We start from the raw sequence: 17,791 nt of genomic DNA on the forward strand, positions 1-17,791 counted from the left end.
TTTTATGAAGAAAAAAATTGTAGTTGCATTATTATTAAGCCTGAGTGTTTTGGCAGCAGGCTGCTCTAGCGATAAGAAGACAGCAGATACGTCAACACAGGCTGCAACAGAGGCAGCATCCGCTACATCAGAAGCCGGAAGTGAGAAGGCATCTGAGACGAAAGAAGGTACAGAAAAGACCTCTGAGAATGCAACAGAAGCAACTTCTGAGACCCAGAAACAGACAGAGCGTGCGAAATATGAAGCTCTGGATTATGTAACACTGGGAGAGTATAAAGGCCTGGAAGTTACACTGGAGACAGAAGAAGTAACCGATGAAGAAATCAATGAGCAGATCAAAAGTACCGTTACACAGCAGAATAAGATGGAAGAAGTAAAAGACGGAACAGTTCAGGATGGCGATATTGTAAATATTGATTTTGAAGGTAAAGTTGACGGAGAAGCAGTAGAGGGAGCAACGGATAAAGGATATGAATTAACCATTGGTTCCAATGCTTTTATCGAAGGATTTGAAGAAGGATTAATCGGAGTTAAATCAGGAGAAAACAAAGATCTGAACCTGAAATTCCCGGATAGCTATCAAAAAGAAGAATTACAGGGTAAAGACGTTGTATTTAGTGTTACCGTTAATTCCATCAAGAGATTACCTGAAATAACAGATGAACTGGTAAAGCAGATTTCAGATGCTAAGACAGTAGATGAATACAAAGAGCAGGTGAAAGCAACCCTGATGCAGCAGAAGGCACAGAGCCAGAGAACAGCAGAAATAAATGACCTGATCTCTAAGGTTTACAGCAATTCCAAGATTAATGATTATCCGAAGGAATTAGTAGACCAGAATGTTCAGAGTATGAAGACATACTATGAATCCTACGCAAAACAGTCAGATCAGTCCTTAGAAGAGTTTCTTCAGGCTAATATGCAGATGTCCGAAGATGATTTCATGAAAAAGGCAGAAGAAACAGTAAAGCAGGGATTGGTTCAGGAAATGTTATTAAAAGCAATTGCTGAAAAAGAAAAAATCACGATCTCTGATCAGGAATACAAAGATGGACTTACAAAATACAGCAAAGATTATGGTTTTGAAAGCGAAGATGAATTCCTGAAACAGTATGGAAAAGATATCATTGAATTAAGCCTGATCCAGGATAAAGTAGTGGAATTTCTGTTAGAAAATGCAAAAGTAACAAATGAAGAAGCAAGGGTAACCGAAGCTGCTACAGAAAAAACTACAGAGAAAGAAACTGGAAAAGAAGGATCAACGGAAGAAACCACGGAAGCAGGTTCAGATAAAACAACAGAAAAGACATCTGACAAAGCAACAGAGAAGACAACCGAAAAAACAACAGAAAAATCAGAGTAGTCTGATTCCTGATAAAAATAAGCAGTCCCGAATAACGGGCTGCTTATTTTTATTGCGGAGAACATTAAAAAGTTGTTGTACTGATTAACGGCGGTGTTTCATCCGGTATTCTTTTGGGGAACAGCCATAGCCTTCTTTGAATTTCTTATAAAAAAAGCTGACATTTTCGTAACCCACCTGATTAGCGATGACACTTACCGGAGTATTCGTATTCGCAAGTAGTTTCTCGGAACTTTTAAAACGCTGCATCTGCACCAGTTCTTTGTAGGAGTACCCGGTATTTTGCTTGAGCAGGGTAGTCAGATAATTGGCATTTAAATTAAAAAAGGCAGCAGTAGATTCCAGGGTACAGGTTCTGAAGTTTCCTTCTATGTATCGAAGTATGGGGATCACTGTCCCTTTCAGTCCTTTTCGTTCACATTTACCAAGATCGTTTTCATATACGTTGATCAATTCTGAAAGGATGAGATTGAAAAGACTCTTGAGCATATCGGTAGAATTCAGTGACGGGTCATAGCATTCACAAAGAAATTCCCGGAAAAATATAGGAATGCGCCTGCTGTTTTGGGATTGAAATATAATATAGTGTATATCACTTGTATTTTCAACGATTGTATTAATGAAAAATTGAGAAAGAATGCTTCCTTTTGCAAGTCTGCTGAAAAAATTCATATTCAGATAATTTTTGTCGATAAGGAGGCTGATCATGATATCATTTTCACCGATCTTCCCCACGGAATGAGGGGTGTCTGAGTCTATGAAGATCACCTGATTTTCTTCTAAAATATGTGTTTCTTCGTTTATGATCTGGGCACAGGATCCGGAATACATATAATTAATTTCCACCCATTTATGAATGTGCAGGGGACAGGCCTGAAACCTGGAATGCTTACGCACAAAAAGACTGTTGGGAATAGCACAGATGTCATTTTCGCGGCTTCGGTTAATAAATATTTTATATATAGTTTTACCGTTCCGGATTTCCGTTGGGAAATGTGACCAGAAATGGCTTCGGATTCCCTGACGGTACTCTTGTTCTTTTTTTGTTAAATTTCGAAGATTAGCATCTAATGATGATAAATTCATTGTTCACTCCTGATTTCTCTTTGTAGGTTTTCTAAGAATAATAATTGCTAATTTAATTATAAGTGTCCGTATACGGACTGTCAATGACAAAAAACTGAAGTTTGGACAGTAAAGGAATGAATTTTTGGTAAAATGTATGGGTGTTTTGCTTACTTTATAAGTTACCCCTATAGTTACCCAAAACTACCTATACAGATTTCTGAAATCGTTGTATAATTGAATATAATTTTTAAATGAAGGAGATATGGAGTACACCAATGCGTAAACTAATAAAATATCTGAAGGGCTATGAAAAGGAAAGTATTATAGGGCCACTATTTAAGCTTCTGGAAGCGTGCTTTGAACTTCTGGTACCGCTGGTAATGGCGAGGATTATTGACATTGGAATTAAGAATGCAGACCTTCCATACATATTAAAAATGGGAGCGGTTCTGATTGGCTTTGGCATTTTGGGACTGACCTGTTCCCTGACAGCCCAGTATTTTGCGGCAAAAGCAGCTACAGGGTTTGGTACGGAGCTTCGAAAGGATTTGTTTGCCCATATTAATGGTTTGTCTTATACCGAACTGGATACCATAGGAACATCTACACTGGTAACCAGAATCACCAGTGACATCAATCAGGCACAGGCAGGGGTAAACCTGGTATTGCGGCTTTTTCTAAGATCCCCGTTTATTGTTCTGGGGGCTGTTATCATGGCATTTACCATCAATGTGAAATTGGCGTGGATATTTGTTGTTCTGGTACCTGTTTTGTCAGCTGTAATCTATGGAATTATGATGATCAGCATTCCCATTTACAAAAAGGTTCAGAACAAGCTGGATAAAGTACTGCTGATTACCCGTGAAAATCTTACCGGTGCGAGAGTTATCCGGGCATTCTCCAGACAGCAGGAAGAGATGGAAGACTTTGACCGGGAAAGCAGGCAGTTGATGGGAATTCAGCTGCGGGTAGGAAGAATTTCGGCGCTGTTAAATCCAATTACTTATGTAATCGTAAATGCTGCAATTATTATTGTGCTCTGGTTTGGCGGAAAAACTGTTTACAACGGGATCATTACCCAGGGAGAACTCATAGCACTGATTAATTATATGTCACAGATTCTACTGGCGCTTGTGGCGCTGGCTAGTCTCATTATTTCATTTACGAAAGCTTCTGCATCTGCAATCAGAATCAATGATGTATTTGAACAGAGATCTGATATGCAAGAAGGTGACCAGCCGGTTCAGCCAGAAAAAGGCGCTCCCAAAGTTTCCTTTGATAAAGTGTGTTTTGCCTATAAAGGAAATAAGGATTCTCTGACAAACCTGTCTTTTGAAGCAGCAAGTGGACAAACCATTGGAATTATCGGAGGTACAGGCTCCGGAAAAAGTACACTGGTTAATCTGATTCCCCGTTTCTATGATGTAAGAGAAGGGGCAGTTAGGATGGATGGCATAAATGTTAAGGATTATCCTTTTGGGCAGCTTCGCAGAAAAGTAGGCGTAGTTCCGCAAAATGCAGTTTTATTTGCAGGGTCGATCCGTGAAAATATGAAATGGGGCAAAAAAGAAGCAACTGATGAAGAAATTTATCGTGCACTTGAGATTGCCCAGGCCAGGGAATTTATTGACGGAAAGCCGGAAGGCTTGGATACAAAGATTATGCAGGGCGGCAAGAATTTATCCGGAGGACAGCGCCAGAGGCTTACCATTGCCAGAGCGCTGGTTGGACAGCCGGAAGTGCTGATTTTGGACGACAGTGCATCGGCGCTGGATTTTGCCACTGATGCAAAGCTAAGAAGGGCGATTACTGAAAAAACAAAGGGAATGACCGTTTTTATCGTATCGCAGAGAGCTACGACAATACGGAATGCAGATCAGATTATCGTATTGGATGATGGCGGACTGGCTGGAATCGGCACGCATCAGGAATTATTTGAAACGTGTGAAGTTTATAAAGAAATCTGTTTGTCACAGCTTTCGGAAAAGGAGCTGCGTGGATAATGAAAAAGCAGGGAAATAACAGAGAAACAGAAAAAAGAATATTGAGATTAATTAAACCTTACGGACACCTTCTCATTATGTCCTTGATCTTTGCGGTGGTCAGTGTGGTATTGACGCTTTATGCACCGGTAATTACAGGGCAGGGAATCGATCTTATTATTGATAAAGGACAGGTTGATTTTGCTGCTTTAATGCCTTTGCTGGTGAGGTTTGGGATCGTTGTGGGAATCACAGCACTTGCCCAGTGGCTGATGAATCTGTGCAACAATAAAATAACTTATCATGTAGTAAAAGATATCCGAACAGAGGCATTTGAGCATTTGGAAATTTTACCTCTTCGATATATAGACAGCAATCAGTATGGTGAAGTGATTAGTAAGGTCATTACCGATGTGGATCAGTTTTCGGATGGCTTACTATTAGGATTTTCACAGTTATTTACAGGAGTCATAACGATCCTGGGTACGCTTTTATTTATGCTGAGTGTTAACTTTAAAATAACCCTGGTGGTCGTCCTGATTACGCCGCTGTCTTTATTTGTGGCAAGCTTTATCGCCAGAAGGACATTTTCTATGTTTAAACTGCAGTCGGAAACCCGAGGTGAGATGACTTCGCTGGTAGAAGAAATGGTTGGAAACCAAAAGATTGTGAAGGCATTTTCCCATGAAGAAGAGGCAGAAGAGAAGTTCCGGGTTATTAATGAAGATCTCAGGAAATGCAGTCTGAGAGCAATCTTCTTTTCTTCCATTACAAATCCGGCAACCAGGTTTGTAAACGGTTTGGTTTATGCAGGCGTCGGCATTGTAGGTGCTATTTCTGCTATTCGGGGAGTGATCAGCGTAGGGCAGCTGTCTTGTTTCTTAAGCTATGCCAATCAGTATACAAAGCCATTTAATGAAATTTCAGGAGTGGTAACGGAATTACAAAACGCATTGGCGTCAGCTACCAGGGTTTTTGCACTGATCGATGAAGAGCCTCAGACTCCCGATACTTCGGATGCTTTAGAACTAAAGCCGGAGATGGTGAATGGAAATGTGAAATTGAAAAATGTTCAATTTTCTTATAACCCGGAAGTATCCCTGATACAAGGATTGAACCTGGATGTCAAATCCGGACAGCGTATAGCAATTGTTGGGCCTACCGGATGCGGCAAGACAACGATTATTAATCTTTTAATGAGATTTTACGATGTAGACAGTGGGGAGATCTCGGTAAGCGGCCATCCGGTCAGAACGCTGACGAGAGACAGTCTGAGAACAAATTATGGAATGGTTTTACAGGAAACCTGGTTAAAATCCGGCACGATTGCAGACAATATAGCATATGGGAAACCGGACGCATCCAGGGAGGAAATAATGGAAGCGGCAAAATCAGCGCATGCCCATAGTTTTATCAAGAGAATGCCGGATGGTTATGATACGGTCATATCAGAAGCCGGAGGAAATCTGTCCCAGGGACAGAAACAGCTGCTCTGCATTGCCAGAGTGATGCTCTGTCTTCCCCCGATGCTCATACTGGATGAAGCAACGTCTTCTATTGATACCAGGACGGAGATCAAGATACAGAAAGCATTTGAAAAAATGATGCAGGGAAGAACCAGCTTTATTGTAGCGCACCGTCTATCTACTATTAGAGAGGCAGATATTATACTGGTAATGAAGGATGGGGCAATTATAGAACAGGGAAATCATGAGTCACTGCTGGGAAATAATGGATTTTATGCGGACTTGTATAACAGCCAGTTTCAGCAGAATGCTTAGAGCGTGTCTTGAAATTGTTTTCTGGCAGCTGCAGGCAGCAATATGCAGAAGCTACAGAATCGGATGTAGCTTCCGGTAAGTTGGGAGGTGCGTTATATGGAATCAAATGCGAAAGCGGATATGGGCCAGGCATTAAAACAGCTTGCGAGGAAAAAGCCTTTTGATAAGATATCCGTATCGGATATTACCGCAGTGAGCGGCTATAACAGACAGACTTTCTACTATCATTTTCAGGATAAGTACGAACTTCTGAACTGGGTATACTATCAGGATATTTTTGCAGACCTGGTAAAAGGAATTGACTTTGATAACTGGGACGGACATTTGTGTAAGATGCTGATCAGGATAAGAGCGGAAAGTTATTTCTACCAAAATACCATCCGTTATGCACAGGATAACTTTCAGGAACATCTATTTCACGTAACAACAGAACTTTTCGGGGAAGCAATCGAAGCACTTGATATGAGACAAAGACTTTCCAAAGCGGATAAGAAATTCTATGCGGGATTTTTTGCCCACGGAGCCTGCGGGTCTGTGATTGACTGGATGAAACGTGGCATGAAAGAAGAACCGGAAGTATTTGTGAAGTTTATGAAGGGGCTTGTTCTGAGCAGTGAAAAAGCTGCTTATGATAGATACAGCGGTAATTAAAACGTTTTAAATTCCGTTACTGACCATAACCGGAGATTTAGACAGGCAGTTCAAAGTGTCTAGTTACATTTTGAATTGCCTGTTTTATAATTTAGCCATAAGGGAACAATAAAAGAAAAAGAGAAAACAAAGTAAATTCAAACTGGCAAAACAAAGAAATGAGGTAATGATTATGGTTAAGAAAACATGGAAAAAATTAGTGAAAACAGGCGTTATCATAGGAGGTGCAGCAGTAGCAGCAACCGCTTATAAGAAATCCAGAGATCAAAAAGAAGAGAACAAACAGCAGGAAAACTATGAATATGATTTTAATGAAGAAATAGACCATGGTGATAAACAGATTCACTTTGTAGGCGGCGGGCTGGCTTCTATGGCAGGGGCAGCTTATGCAATCAGAGACGGACATTTTAAGGGTGAGAACATCCATATCTACGAAGGAATGCACATTCTTGGAGGCAGTAACGACGGAATCGGTACACCGGCAGGAGGATTTGTATGCCGTGGCGGACGTATGTTAAATGAAGAAACTTATGAAAATTTCTGGGAATTATTTAAAAGTATTCCATCTCTGGAGTATCCCGGGAAGAGTGTAACCGAAGAGATTTTAAGCTTTGACCATGCGCATCCGACCCATGCTAAGGCACGTCTTATCGATAAAGACGGTGTAATCCAGGATGTTAAGAGTATGGGATTTAACAATGACGACCGTATGACTCTTGGAAAATTAATGATCACTCCGGAAAGTGAACTGGATGGCATGACCATTCTGGAGTGGTTCAAAGACACGCCGCATTTCTTCGAGACGAATTTCTGGTATATGTGGCAGACGACATTTGCATTCCAGAAATGGTCCAGCTTATTTGAATTCAAACGCTATATGGAAAGAATGATTTTTGAATTCCCAAGAATTGAGACATTGGAAGGTGTGACCAGGACTCAGTTTAACCAGTATGATTCTGTTATCCTGCCGATTCGCTCCTATCTGGAAGCACATGGTGTGGATTTTGTAACCAATGCAACCGTAACGGATATTGATTTTGCAGAAGGGTATTCTATCACGGCTACGGCAATGCACATTTTGAAAGACGGAGAGGAAAGTATCGTAACCTTAAAAGAAGGCGATCTGTGTATTATGACAAACGGTTGTATGACGGATTGTGCAACACTTGGTGATTTCAATACTCCGGCAGAATATAAACCGGAGAATCCGATTTCCGGTGAACTGTGGAAGAAAGTGGCTGCAAAAAAGGATGGTCTTGGAAATCCGGCACCATTCTTCACAAAACCGGAAGAGACTAACTGGGAAAGCTTTACGGTTACCTGCAAAGGCAATAAGCTGTTAAAGATGATTGAAAAATTCTCAACCAATATACCCGGAAGCGGTGCGCTGATGACCTTTAAGGATTCCAACTGGTTAATGAGTATTGTCGTAGCAGCACAACCTCATTTCAAAAACCAGCCGGCCGACCAGACTATTTTCTGGGGATACGGACTGTATACGGATAAAGTTGGGGATTATGTACCAAAGGCAATGAGAGATTGTACAGGCGAAGAGTTATTGACCGAGCTGCTTCATCATCTGCATTTTGAAGATAAGATTGATGAGATTATGGAAGACGTTATAAATGTAATCCCATGTATGATGCCATATATTGATTCACAGTTCGAACCAAGAAAAATGACAGACAGACCAAAAGTAGTGCCTGGCAATTCCACTAATTTTGCTATGATCAGTCAGTTCGTTGAAATTCCGGAAGATATGGTATTTACAGAGGAATATTCGGTGAGGGCTGCAAGAACTGCAATCTATAAACTGCTGCGGATCAATAAGAAAATCTGTCCGGTTACACAGTATAAGAAGAACCCTAAGGTGTTGGCTGTGGCATTGAAGACGGCTTATAGATAAACTTTTGCTTTTGGGTTTTGTTGAGTACGGGACGCTTTGTAGATAGATGTAGTGCGCGGAAAGAGAAGGGGGCGGATCATGACAGGCGTTTGGAAGGCTTACCGCAGAACTGGCATTTTCTAACCTTCCCAGAGCGCTTTTTGGCGGCACGCGGGCACTGAACCGAGAAATGCAATCAGGATTTCTCGGTGAATACCCGCGTGCCGCCAAAAAGCGCTTCGGGAAGGTTAGAAAATACCAGTTTTATGTTTTTATAGGACCTTAACAAACGAATCTATCACGTTCCTTGGAGAGCAGGGAACTTTAAAATTTTAACCTTTTGTGCAATATTACTTTGGTTTAAACTTTTTCAGTGGCCTCGGTTTTCTCGGCATGGGGGGACCCTAGGGTTGTGCATGCTGAACGTGATTGGCGTAAAGCAACTGATCTTGAGAACGGAATTTGTTTTTCATTCTGTAATCAGAAAAAGGAGCAAACTTCCATCTTTTTCTACACCATCCCAAACTACAAAGCGTCCCTTTCTTAACTAAACCCAAATATAATCGTATATGGTGCAGCGCCCTATTTCTTATTGATGTTCAAAAGCACACCGCTTGTCACAATACAAGGGCTTTCCACAAAGAGTCCCCTTTTCGCATCTCCCCTCTCAAAAAGTAAATTTGCAGCCGCATAAATACTCATTTTTTGTCGTTTCTTCCAGTTGAAAATCCATATGAGTATGTTATACTAAAAAGGTATGAATAAATCTCAGGAGATAAAGTGTGAAAGAAAAGCGCTTTCAAACTACTTATTAAGACAGTATCACAGGCAGGCCTGCGATATGCAGGAGGTATAACTATGAAGTTACTTTTAGCTGCAATCAATGCGAAATACATTCACTCTAATCTGGCTGTTTACAGTCTGCGGGCTTTTGCCAGGGAGTTTGAGGAGCATATTGAAATTGCAGAATATACAATAAATCATTATACGGACGATATTCTTCAGGATATTTATAAGAAAAAACCGGATGTTATCGCTTTTTCCTGCTATATCTGGAATCTGGAATATGTGAAGATTTTAATGGAAGACCTGGCAAAAATTCTGCCGGATACCAGGATTTGGGCAGGGGGGCCGGAAGTTTCTTTTGATGCGGTAACGTTTCTGGAAGCATATCCCCAGGTGAGCGGTGTTATGATTGGGGAAGGGGAGCAGACCTTTTACGACTTGACAGCGTATTATGTGCGGGGCGGTGAGCTTGAGCAGATTAAGGGGATTGCATACCGTAATAAGCAGAATAAGATTATTCAAAATCCGTCCAACCCGATTCTGGATATGGATACTTTGCCGTTTATGTACGGTGACATGAAGGATTTTGCCAATAAGATCGTTTACTATGAAAGCAGCAGAGGCTGCCCTTTTTCCTGCAGCTACTGTCTTTCTTCCATAGATAAGAAGCTGCGGTTTCGAAGCCTTTCCCTGGTAGAGAAGGAACTGCAGTTTTTTCTGGATCATAAGGTACCCCAGGTTAAATTTGTGGATCGTACTTTTAACTGCAACCACAGACATGCCCAGGGTATATGGAATTATATCCGGGAGCACGACAATGGAATTACAAATTTTCATTTTGAAATCGCAGCGGATTTATTAAATGAAGAAGAGCTGCAGCTGCTTGGAACTCTGCGCCCTGGCCTGGTACAGCTGGAAATCGGCGTACAGTCTACGAATATGGAAACGATACAGGAAATCGACCGTGTCATGGATTTTGAAGCTTTAAAGCAAATCGTGGGGAGAATCCGCAGGGGGAAAAATATACATCAGCATCTGGATCTGATAGCCGGGCTGCCCTATGAAAATTATGATAGCTTTGTTCGGTCTTTTAATGATGTCTACGCACTGAAACCGGATCAGTTCCAGCTTGGATTTTTGAAGGTGTTAAAGGGATCGAAAATGCATCTGAATGCCGAACAGTATGGTATCTCTTATAAGACACGCCCTCAGTATGAAGTGCTGAGTACAAGATGGCTTTCTTACGAAGAAGTACTAAAGCTGAAGGCAGTGGAAGAGATGGTAGAGGTCTATTATAACAGCCTTCAGTTTGCGAACACGGTTCAATTTATGGAAAGGGCGTTTGGCTCTGCCTATGAAATGTTTGAGCAGCTGGCATTATTTTATGACCGAAATGGACTGGGAGGACAGAAACATTCCCGCATTGCTAGAATTGAGCATCTAAGAAATTTTGCCAGAGAACAGGATGAAAAAAATGCCGGGCTATATGATGAATTGCTTTTGCTTGATCTGTATCTGCGGGAAAACAGTAAGAGCAGACCTTCCTGGGCAGATGATCCGGGAGACTATAAAGAGCGTATTTACGAATTTTATAAAAAAGAAGCAGAGAATCCCTCTTATTTAAAGGGATATGATGGATATAATTATAAGCAGTTATCGAAGATGACACATTTTGAAGTGTTTCATTATCAGGTGCTGGATCAGCTGCAGGAGGGGTGCTTTGGGGTGGTATTTGATTACCGCAGTAGAAATCCATTGAGTGATGACGCATCTGTTTCTGTAATTGATTTTTGAACCAATAAGATGAAATGCTGTATCAGATAGGAGTAAGTTTGAAAGAAAAGCGCTTTCAAACTACTTATTAAGGCAGTATCGCAGGCAGGCCTGCGATATGCAGGAGGTATAACAATGACAAAAAGGACAAAAGCCATCCTGGATAAACTGGATGAAGTATACACAAGAGAGTATAAATGTTATCTGGACCATGAAACACCGTGGCAGCTGTTGATTGCAACCATGCTTAGTGCCCAGTGTACGGATGCCAGAGTTAATATAGTGACTAAAGAATTATTTAAAAAATATGATACCGTGGAAAAGTTCGCCAATGCGGACTTAAAAGAATTAGAGCAGGATATTAAGCCAACCGGTTTTTACCATAACAAAGCGAAAAATATCATATCCTGTACCAATACGCTGATGGAAAAATACAATGGAGAGGTGCCGGATTCCCTGGAAGACCTGACAGCTCTGGCTGGAGTTGGAAGGAAAACGGCAAACGTAATCAGGGGAAATATCTTTAACCAGCCTAGTATTGTAGTGGATACCCATGTAAAGCGTATATCCAAAAGGCTGGGGCTTACAAAGGAAGATGACCCGGAAAAGGTAGAATTTGAGCTGATGAAAGTCCTCCCCAAGGATCACTGGATACTTTATAATATACAGATTATTACATTTGGAAGGCAGATCTGTTTTGCAAGAGGCCCAAAATGTGAAGAGTGTTTTCTGACGGATTATTGTCTGGAATACAAAGAAAAGAACAAAAAGAAAAAAATAAAGAAGTAATATACAGCATACCGGAGTGTGTGTGAAAATGCTCCGGTATGCAGGAGTATAAGTTGAAAGAAAATTGAAATCATAGAAAGGAAGCCACGATCTTTCAACCTGTTTTATTGTGGCAGTATTGCAGGCAAGACTGCAATATGCAATGGGACTAAAGATGAGTGAAAATTATGTTGCGCTGGATCTGGAAACTACCGGATTAAATCCTAACCGGGACAGAATATTGGAAATCGGCGCTGTGAAGGTAATAGGTGGGGAAGTTACGGATACATATGAAACGTTTGTGGATTGTCAGATGCGTATTCCGGAGAAAATAACAGCATTAACGGGAATTGATGATTCTATGATGAAAGGCGCAGAGTGTACGGAGACAGCAGTAAGGACCCTGGTGGACTTTTGTGAGGGATTGCCGCTGCTGGGGCACAATGTGATATTTGATTACAGTTTCATCAAACGTCAGGCGGTTAATTATAAATTGTCATTTGAGAAAAAAGGAATTGATACCCTGAAGATTGCTAGGCAGTGTCTGGACGATGTACCGAGCAAAAGCCTCACTTCTCTGTGCTGCCACTTTGGGATTGGGCAGGAGCGGCATCACCGTGCTTTGGATGATGCGATTTCATCAAGTGAGCTGTATAAGCTGCTGGCAGGTGAGTATGCCAGGGCGATTCCCAGGGCATTTGTGCCTCAGGAACTGATATTTCAGGTAAAAAAACAGAATCCGATTACAAATTCTCAAAAAGTTTACTTGATAGATTTGGTAAAATATCATAAAATAGAACTGGACGTCACAATCGAGAGCATGACCAGAAATGACGCCTCTAGATTGATAGATAAAATAATACTAGAATATGGAAGGATTAAGAGGTGATTTCCTATGATGAATTTTCACAATAATAAGACAAAGCGTATTATTGCAGCAGCTATTATTGTAGTCATTGTGTTGGCTATGGTGGTACCTATGGTTTTGGAATTATTTATTTAAGAAGGGGAAATGAAGATGAATAAGTGGAATAAGGTGGTTTTGCCGGCTGTAGTTCTGACAGCGGTATTGGCAGCCGGGGGAAGTATCCTGTCCGCCAATGCGGAACAGTCCGACGGAACGATTAACAAAGGCGTGTATATTGGTGATGTTGACGTATCCGGAATGACAAAGGATCAGGCAGAAGAAGCAGTAAAAGGAGAAGTTGCAAAAATGGAATCGGCTTCTATTACGCTTCAGGTAGGCACAGATACGGCAACGGCAACAGCAGGGGAGCTGGGAGCTAAATGGGCGAATACAGATGTGGTGGAACAGGCATTAGAACTGGGAAAAGCCGGCAATCTGATTAAGCGTTATAAAGAAAATAAAGATTTGCAGCATGAGCCTGCAAAATTTGAACTGGAATATACTGCGGATGCTTCTACTGCCCGCAATTATGTAGAGACAAAATGCAAAGTATTTGAAAAAGAAGCGCAGGAGGGCAGCCTTACCAGAGAAAATGGCGAGTTTGAGGTTGTACCCGGTGTCATCGGACAGAAAATCAACGTTGAAGATTCGGTATATGCAATTACCAATTATATGAACAGTGATTTTAAGGGAGAATCGGGAACGGTTACACTTTCCGTGAATCAGGATAAGCCTAAATTTTCAGATGAAGAATTGTCAAAGGTAGAAGATGTTCTGGGAACTTATACTACATACTATGGTTCTACCACAGGAAGAAACCAGAATGTAGAAAGAGGAGCGGAACTGCTGAACGGACATTTGCTTTATCCGGGAGAAAGCTTCTCTGTTACAGATGCAGTGGTACCGTTTAATGCTGAAAATGGATATGAGATGGCACCTTCTTATGAGAGCGGCAGAGTAGTAGACAGCTATGGCGGAGGTATCTGTCAGGTTTCCACTACGTTATACAATGCATTGCTGCTGGCGGAGTTGGATGTAACGGAAAGATCGAATCACACAATGATTGTTACTTATGTAGAACCGTCCATGGATGCAGCTATTGCAGAAGGATTGATGGATCTTGTATTTGTAAACAATACGGATGCACCGATCTATCTGGCAGGATCGGCATATGGCGGCGAACTTACTTTTACGATTTACGGTCATGAGACAAGACCTGCTGACCGTGTGCTGGAATATGTAAGTGAGACAGTGAAAACTTTTAGTGCAGAAGGAGTTGCACTGTATGCCAATCCAAATCAGAATGTCGGATACCTGCAGCAGACCCAGAGTGCACTTACCGGTAAGGAAGCAAAACTTTGGAAGTATGTTACGGAAAACGGAGAAACTACCAAGACACAGGTAAACTCCAGTTACTATCAGGCAGCCCCGTTAGGTTATGAAGTTGGTACAGCTACGGCGGACCCGAATCAGGCAGCAGCGATCAGCAATGCGATTGCCGCAAATGATTTAAATGCGGTTCAGGCAGCGATCAGCGGCGCGGCGTCCACGCCTCAGACACAGCCGGCCAGTGAGCCCCAGACACCATCTACGGATCCGAATCAGACACCCACAACGCCCACAACGGATGCACCTCAGACAGAGCCAAACCAGACGCCTTCCGACCCGCAGACACCTCCGGATCCGAATCAGCCGCCTGTAACGGAGGCGCCCCAGCCGGATGCAAATGGACAGCCGCCGATTGAGGCACCAACAGATCCAAATACCGCGAATGGAGCAGCACAGTAAAGACGAGAAGATCAATGATGGGAAGATCAATTACGGGAAGATAAAAGCAGCTTGACAGCAGGCGTAATAAGATAAAAGCAGAAGAAAAGAAATCATATGAAGAAATAATCGGCAGCTACATATTTGTGGCTGCCGATTTTGCCGGTTTATGCCGGAATGATTACGCTATGACCAGAAATGATATACCGGTGATGACTGTGGGACTATATGGCGGCTAACAGTTGCAATTGCACTTAAGTTGTATTAAAATGTATCCAACAGGCTTTTTGTAAACGAAAAATATTTTCAGGTGGTCATTCTATGCAGAGGACAGGAATGATTGTTTGAATACGCTCTGGTGCACCAGAAGGAGAAATTTATGAAAATTGGTAAAATTTCAGAACAGACCCTAAAAAGGTCTGTGTTCAGACAGATAAAAACAAAACGAAGTGAAGTGCTTCAGGGGGCAGGGGTCGGAGAGGACTGTGCGGTGTTAAAGCTTGCCGAAGGGGAAGTGTTTGTATGCTCGATTGATCCGGTTACAGCGGCGGCAAAGAATGCCGCAGCCCTGGCAATACATGTAACTGCCAATGATATCGCAACATCGGGAGCCCAGCCGGTAGCAGTGCTGCTCAGCATTCTGCTTCCTGTTTCCATGGAAGAGCCCGAACTGCGTGCCATGATGCAGGAACTGGAAGATACCTGCGCCTCACTGAATATACAGATTGCAGGAGGGCATACGGAAACGACCACGGCGGTTAATCAGCCGGTCATTACAGTGTCGGGTATCGGGAAAGCATTGGAAAGTAAAGTCCTGGCAACAGGCGGTGTGAAACCGGGGCAGGATCTGGTACTTACCAAGTGGATTGCCCTTGAGGGAACCGCTATTCTTGCAAAAGAAAAAGAAGCGGAACTGAAAAATAGATTCCCAATGGCTATGATTGAAACCGCAAAGAAATTTGACCGGTATATTTCCGTTGTGCCGGAGGCAGCCGCCGCAAGCCGCTTCGGGGTATCTGCCATGCATGATGTGACAGAGGGCGGAATCTTTGGTGCACTCTGGGAGCTGGCTGAAAGTGCAGGTGTAGGACTGGAAGCGGATCTAAAGAAAATACCGGTGAAGCAGGAAAGTATAGAAATATGTGAGTACTTTGGGTTGAATCCTTATGTTCTGATGTCCAGCGGAGCCCTTCTGATTGCAGCAGACGATGGACTAGGACTGATTGCCGAATTGGGAAAATGCAGGATACCGGCATCACTGATCGGAAGAACAACCGATGGCAATGACCGGGTATTGTTTAACGGAGAGGACAGCAGATTTCTGGAACGTCCCCAGCCGGATGAAATATATAAATTGTTGTAGCAGCCTGGCAGCAGGCAGATAGGAGCTAAGATGAGAGAGCAGATATTAACATTTTTAGAGAAAAACAGCCGCATCGATCTGAAAGAACTGGCGGTATTACTAGGTTCGGATGAGATAACGATAGCAAATGAGATTGCAAAAATGGAACATGAGAAGGTAATCTGTGGATATCATACCTTAATTGACTGGGACAAGACATCTACAGAAAAGATTACGGCACTGATTGAAGTTCGGGTAACGCCCCAAAGGGGACAGGGATTCGATTCCATTGCTGAGCGAATTTATAATTATCCGGAAGTACGTTCCGTATATCTGATTTCCGGTGCTTATGACCTGATGGTAATTCTGGAAGGGAAAACGTTAAAAGAGGTATCCGGATTTGTTTCGGATAAACTTTCTACGCTGGATACGGTATTAAGTACAGCGACACATTTTGTTTTGAAGAAATATAAAGACCATGGAACGATATTTGATAAAAAAGTCAAAGATGAAAGGATGCTGGTGACCCCGTGAGAAATCCTATAGCAGATAAGGTGGTTGGAATCCAGCCATCCGGTATACGTAAATTTTTTGATATTGTAAGTGAAATGGATGATGTCATATCACTTGGCGTAGGGGAGCCGGATTTTGATACTCCCTGGCATGTGAGAGATGAGGGAATCTATGCCCTGGAAAAGGGAAGGACTTTTTATACTTCCAATGCAGGACTAAAAGAACTCCGTGTGGAGATATGTAAATATTTGAAACGCAGATGTAATATAGAATATTCTCCGGACAAGGAAACTCTGGTTACCGTTGGTGGAAGTGAGGCGATCGACCTGGCAATGCGTGCCATGCTGAACCCGGGGGATGAAGTTCTTATCCCGCAGCCAAGCTTTGTGTCATATCTGCCCTGTGTTGTACTGGCAGACGGGGTGCCAAAGGTAATCAATCTGAAAGAAGAGAATGAGTTTCGTTTGACGAAACAGGAACTTCTGGATGGGATTACGGAGAAAACCAAGATTCTGGTTCTGCCTTTTCCAAACAATCCAACCGGTGCAGTCATGAGCCGGAAAGACCTGGAAGAAATAGCAGAGGTAATCATTGAAAAAGATTTATATGTACTATCAGATGAAATTTATTCGGAACTGACCTACAACGGAGATCATGTATCTATTGCAAGCCTTCCCGGAATGCGTGAGAGGACCATTACGATTAATGGATTTTCCAAGTCATATGCCATGACAGGATGGCGCTTAGGCTATGTATGTGCGCCGGAGGTGATAACGGCACAGATGACCAAAATTCATCAGTTTGCCATAATGTGTGCGCCAACCAACAGCCAATATGCTGCAATTGAGGCTATGAAAAACGGCGATGGTGATGTTGCCGAAATGCGGGAAGCATATAATGGCAGAAGGCGCTATCTGATGCATGCCTTTAAAGAAATGGGACTGCCCTGTTTTGAACCCTTTGGAGCTTTTTATGTATTCCCGTGCATAAAAGAATTCGGAATGACCTCAGAAGATTTTGCCACAAGGCTGTTAGAAGAGGAAAAAGTAGCTGTAGTTCCGGGATCTGCATTTGGAGACTGCGGCGAAGGGTATCTTCGTATCTCATATGCGTATTCCCTTGAGAATCTGAAGGTAGCACTGAAGCACCTGGAGCGCTTTATTAATAAGCTGCGTGGATAAGGTGTAATCATGTCAGAAAGTGGG

The 17,791-nt window shown here is 42.3% G+C and carries 13 protein-coding genes; 12 read left to right on the forward strand and 1 reads right to left on the reverse strand.

From position 1 onward, the window contains the following. Positions 1–4: 4 nt before the first annotated feature. Positions 5–1,363 (forward strand): trigger factor, encoded by a 1,359-nt coding sequence (tig, locus tag CD03_RS0108425; RefSeq protein WP_161597277.1) that lies wholly within the window; start codon positions 5–7, stop codon positions 1,361–1,363. Between the two features lie 84 nt (positions 1,364–1,447). Here tig and CD03_RS0108430 read toward each other — a convergent pair whose 3' ends face one another. Further along, entirely contained in the window at positions 1,448–2,449 is a 1,002-nt protein-coding gene (locus CD03_RS0108430; protein WP_027293268.1) for an AraC family transcriptional regulator, read from the reverse strand. A gap of 257 nt (positions 2,450–2,706) precedes the next feature. Between CD03_RS0108430 and CD03_RS0108435 the strand changes: the two genes are divergently transcribed. The 11 genes from CD03_RS0108435 (at position 2,707) to CD03_RS0108495 (ending at position 17,767) form a co-directional block, all read left to right on the forward strand. Then, positions 2,707–4,434, forward strand: coding sequence for an ABC transporter ATP-binding protein (locus CD03_RS0108435; protein ID WP_027293269.1), 1,728 nt, complete (start codon positions 2,707–2,709; stop codon positions 4,432–4,434). Further along, on the forward strand, positions 4,434–6,194 hold the full coding sequence (locus tag CD03_RS0108440) for an ABC transporter ATP-binding protein (protein ID WP_027293270.1): 1,761 nt from the start codon (positions 4,434–4,436) through the stop codon (positions 6,192–6,194). Before CD03_RS0108435 ends, CD03_RS0108440 begins: the two co-directional genes overlap by 1 nt. A 96-nt stretch (positions 6,195–6,290) precedes the next feature. Next, positions 6,291–6,845: a TetR/AcrR family transcriptional regulator C-terminal domain-containing protein gene (locus CD03_RS0108445; RefSeq protein WP_027293271.1), complete on the forward strand. Its 555-nt coding sequence runs from the start codon at positions 6,291–6,293 to the stop codon at positions 6,843–6,845. 172 nt (positions 6,846–7,017) lie between these two features. Then, positions 7,018–8,751, forward strand: coding sequence for an oleate hydratase (locus tag CD03_RS0108450; protein WP_027293272.1), 1,734 nt, complete (start codon positions 7,018–7,020; stop codon positions 8,749–8,751). Positions 8,752–9,588: 837 nt separating this feature from the next. Continuing rightward, positions 9,589–11,310 carry a B12-binding domain-containing radical SAM protein gene (locus tag CD03_RS0108460; RefSeq protein WP_027293273.1) on the forward strand — a complete coding sequence of 574 codons (1,722 nt, stop codon included), beginning with the start codon at positions 9,589–9,591 and terminating at the stop codon, positions 11,308–11,310. 114 nt (positions 11,311–11,424) lie between these two features. Beyond that, positions 11,425–12,078: an endonuclease III gene (gene nth / locus CD03_RS0108465; protein WP_027293274.1), complete on the forward strand. Its 654-nt coding sequence runs from the start codon at positions 11,425–11,427 to the stop codon at positions 12,076–12,078. A 109-nt stretch (positions 12,079–12,187) separates the two neighbouring features. After that, complete coding sequence (locus tag CD03_RS0108470; protein ID WP_242849067.1) at positions 12,188–12,946, forward strand: 3'-5' exonuclease; 759 nt, start codon at positions 12,188–12,190, stop codon at positions 12,944–12,946. Positions 12,947–13,075: 129 nt separating this feature from the next. Further along, positions 13,076–14,752, forward strand: a complete 1,677-nt coding sequence (locus CD03_RS32925; protein ID WP_052377735.1) for a VanW family protein — start codon at positions 13,076–13,078, stop codon at positions 14,750–14,752. 358 nt (positions 14,753–15,110) lie between these two features. Beyond that, complete coding sequence (locus tag CD03_RS0108485) at positions 15,111–16,094, forward strand: AIR synthase family protein (protein WP_027293276.1); 984 nt, start codon at positions 15,111–15,113, stop codon at positions 16,092–16,094. A gap of 30 nt (positions 16,095–16,124) precedes the next feature. Next, a complete protein-coding gene (locus CD03_RS0108490; protein ID WP_027293277.1) occupies positions 16,125–16,607 on the forward strand; it encodes an Lrp/AsnC family transcriptional regulator in 483 nt (160 codons plus the stop codon). Next, entirely contained in the window at positions 16,604–17,767 is a 1,164-nt protein-coding gene (locus tag CD03_RS0108495; RefSeq protein WP_027293278.1) for an aminotransferase class I/II-fold pyridoxal phosphate-dependent enzyme, read from the forward strand. Before CD03_RS0108490 ends, CD03_RS0108495 begins: the two co-directional genes overlap by 4 nt. Positions 17,768–17,791 lie beyond the last annotated feature (24 nt).

It is taken from the genome of Robinsoniella sp. KNHs210 (assembly GCF_000686105.1).
Lineage (GTDB): Bacteria > Bacillota > Clostridia > Lachnospirales > Lachnospiraceae > Robinsoniella > Robinsoniella peoriensis.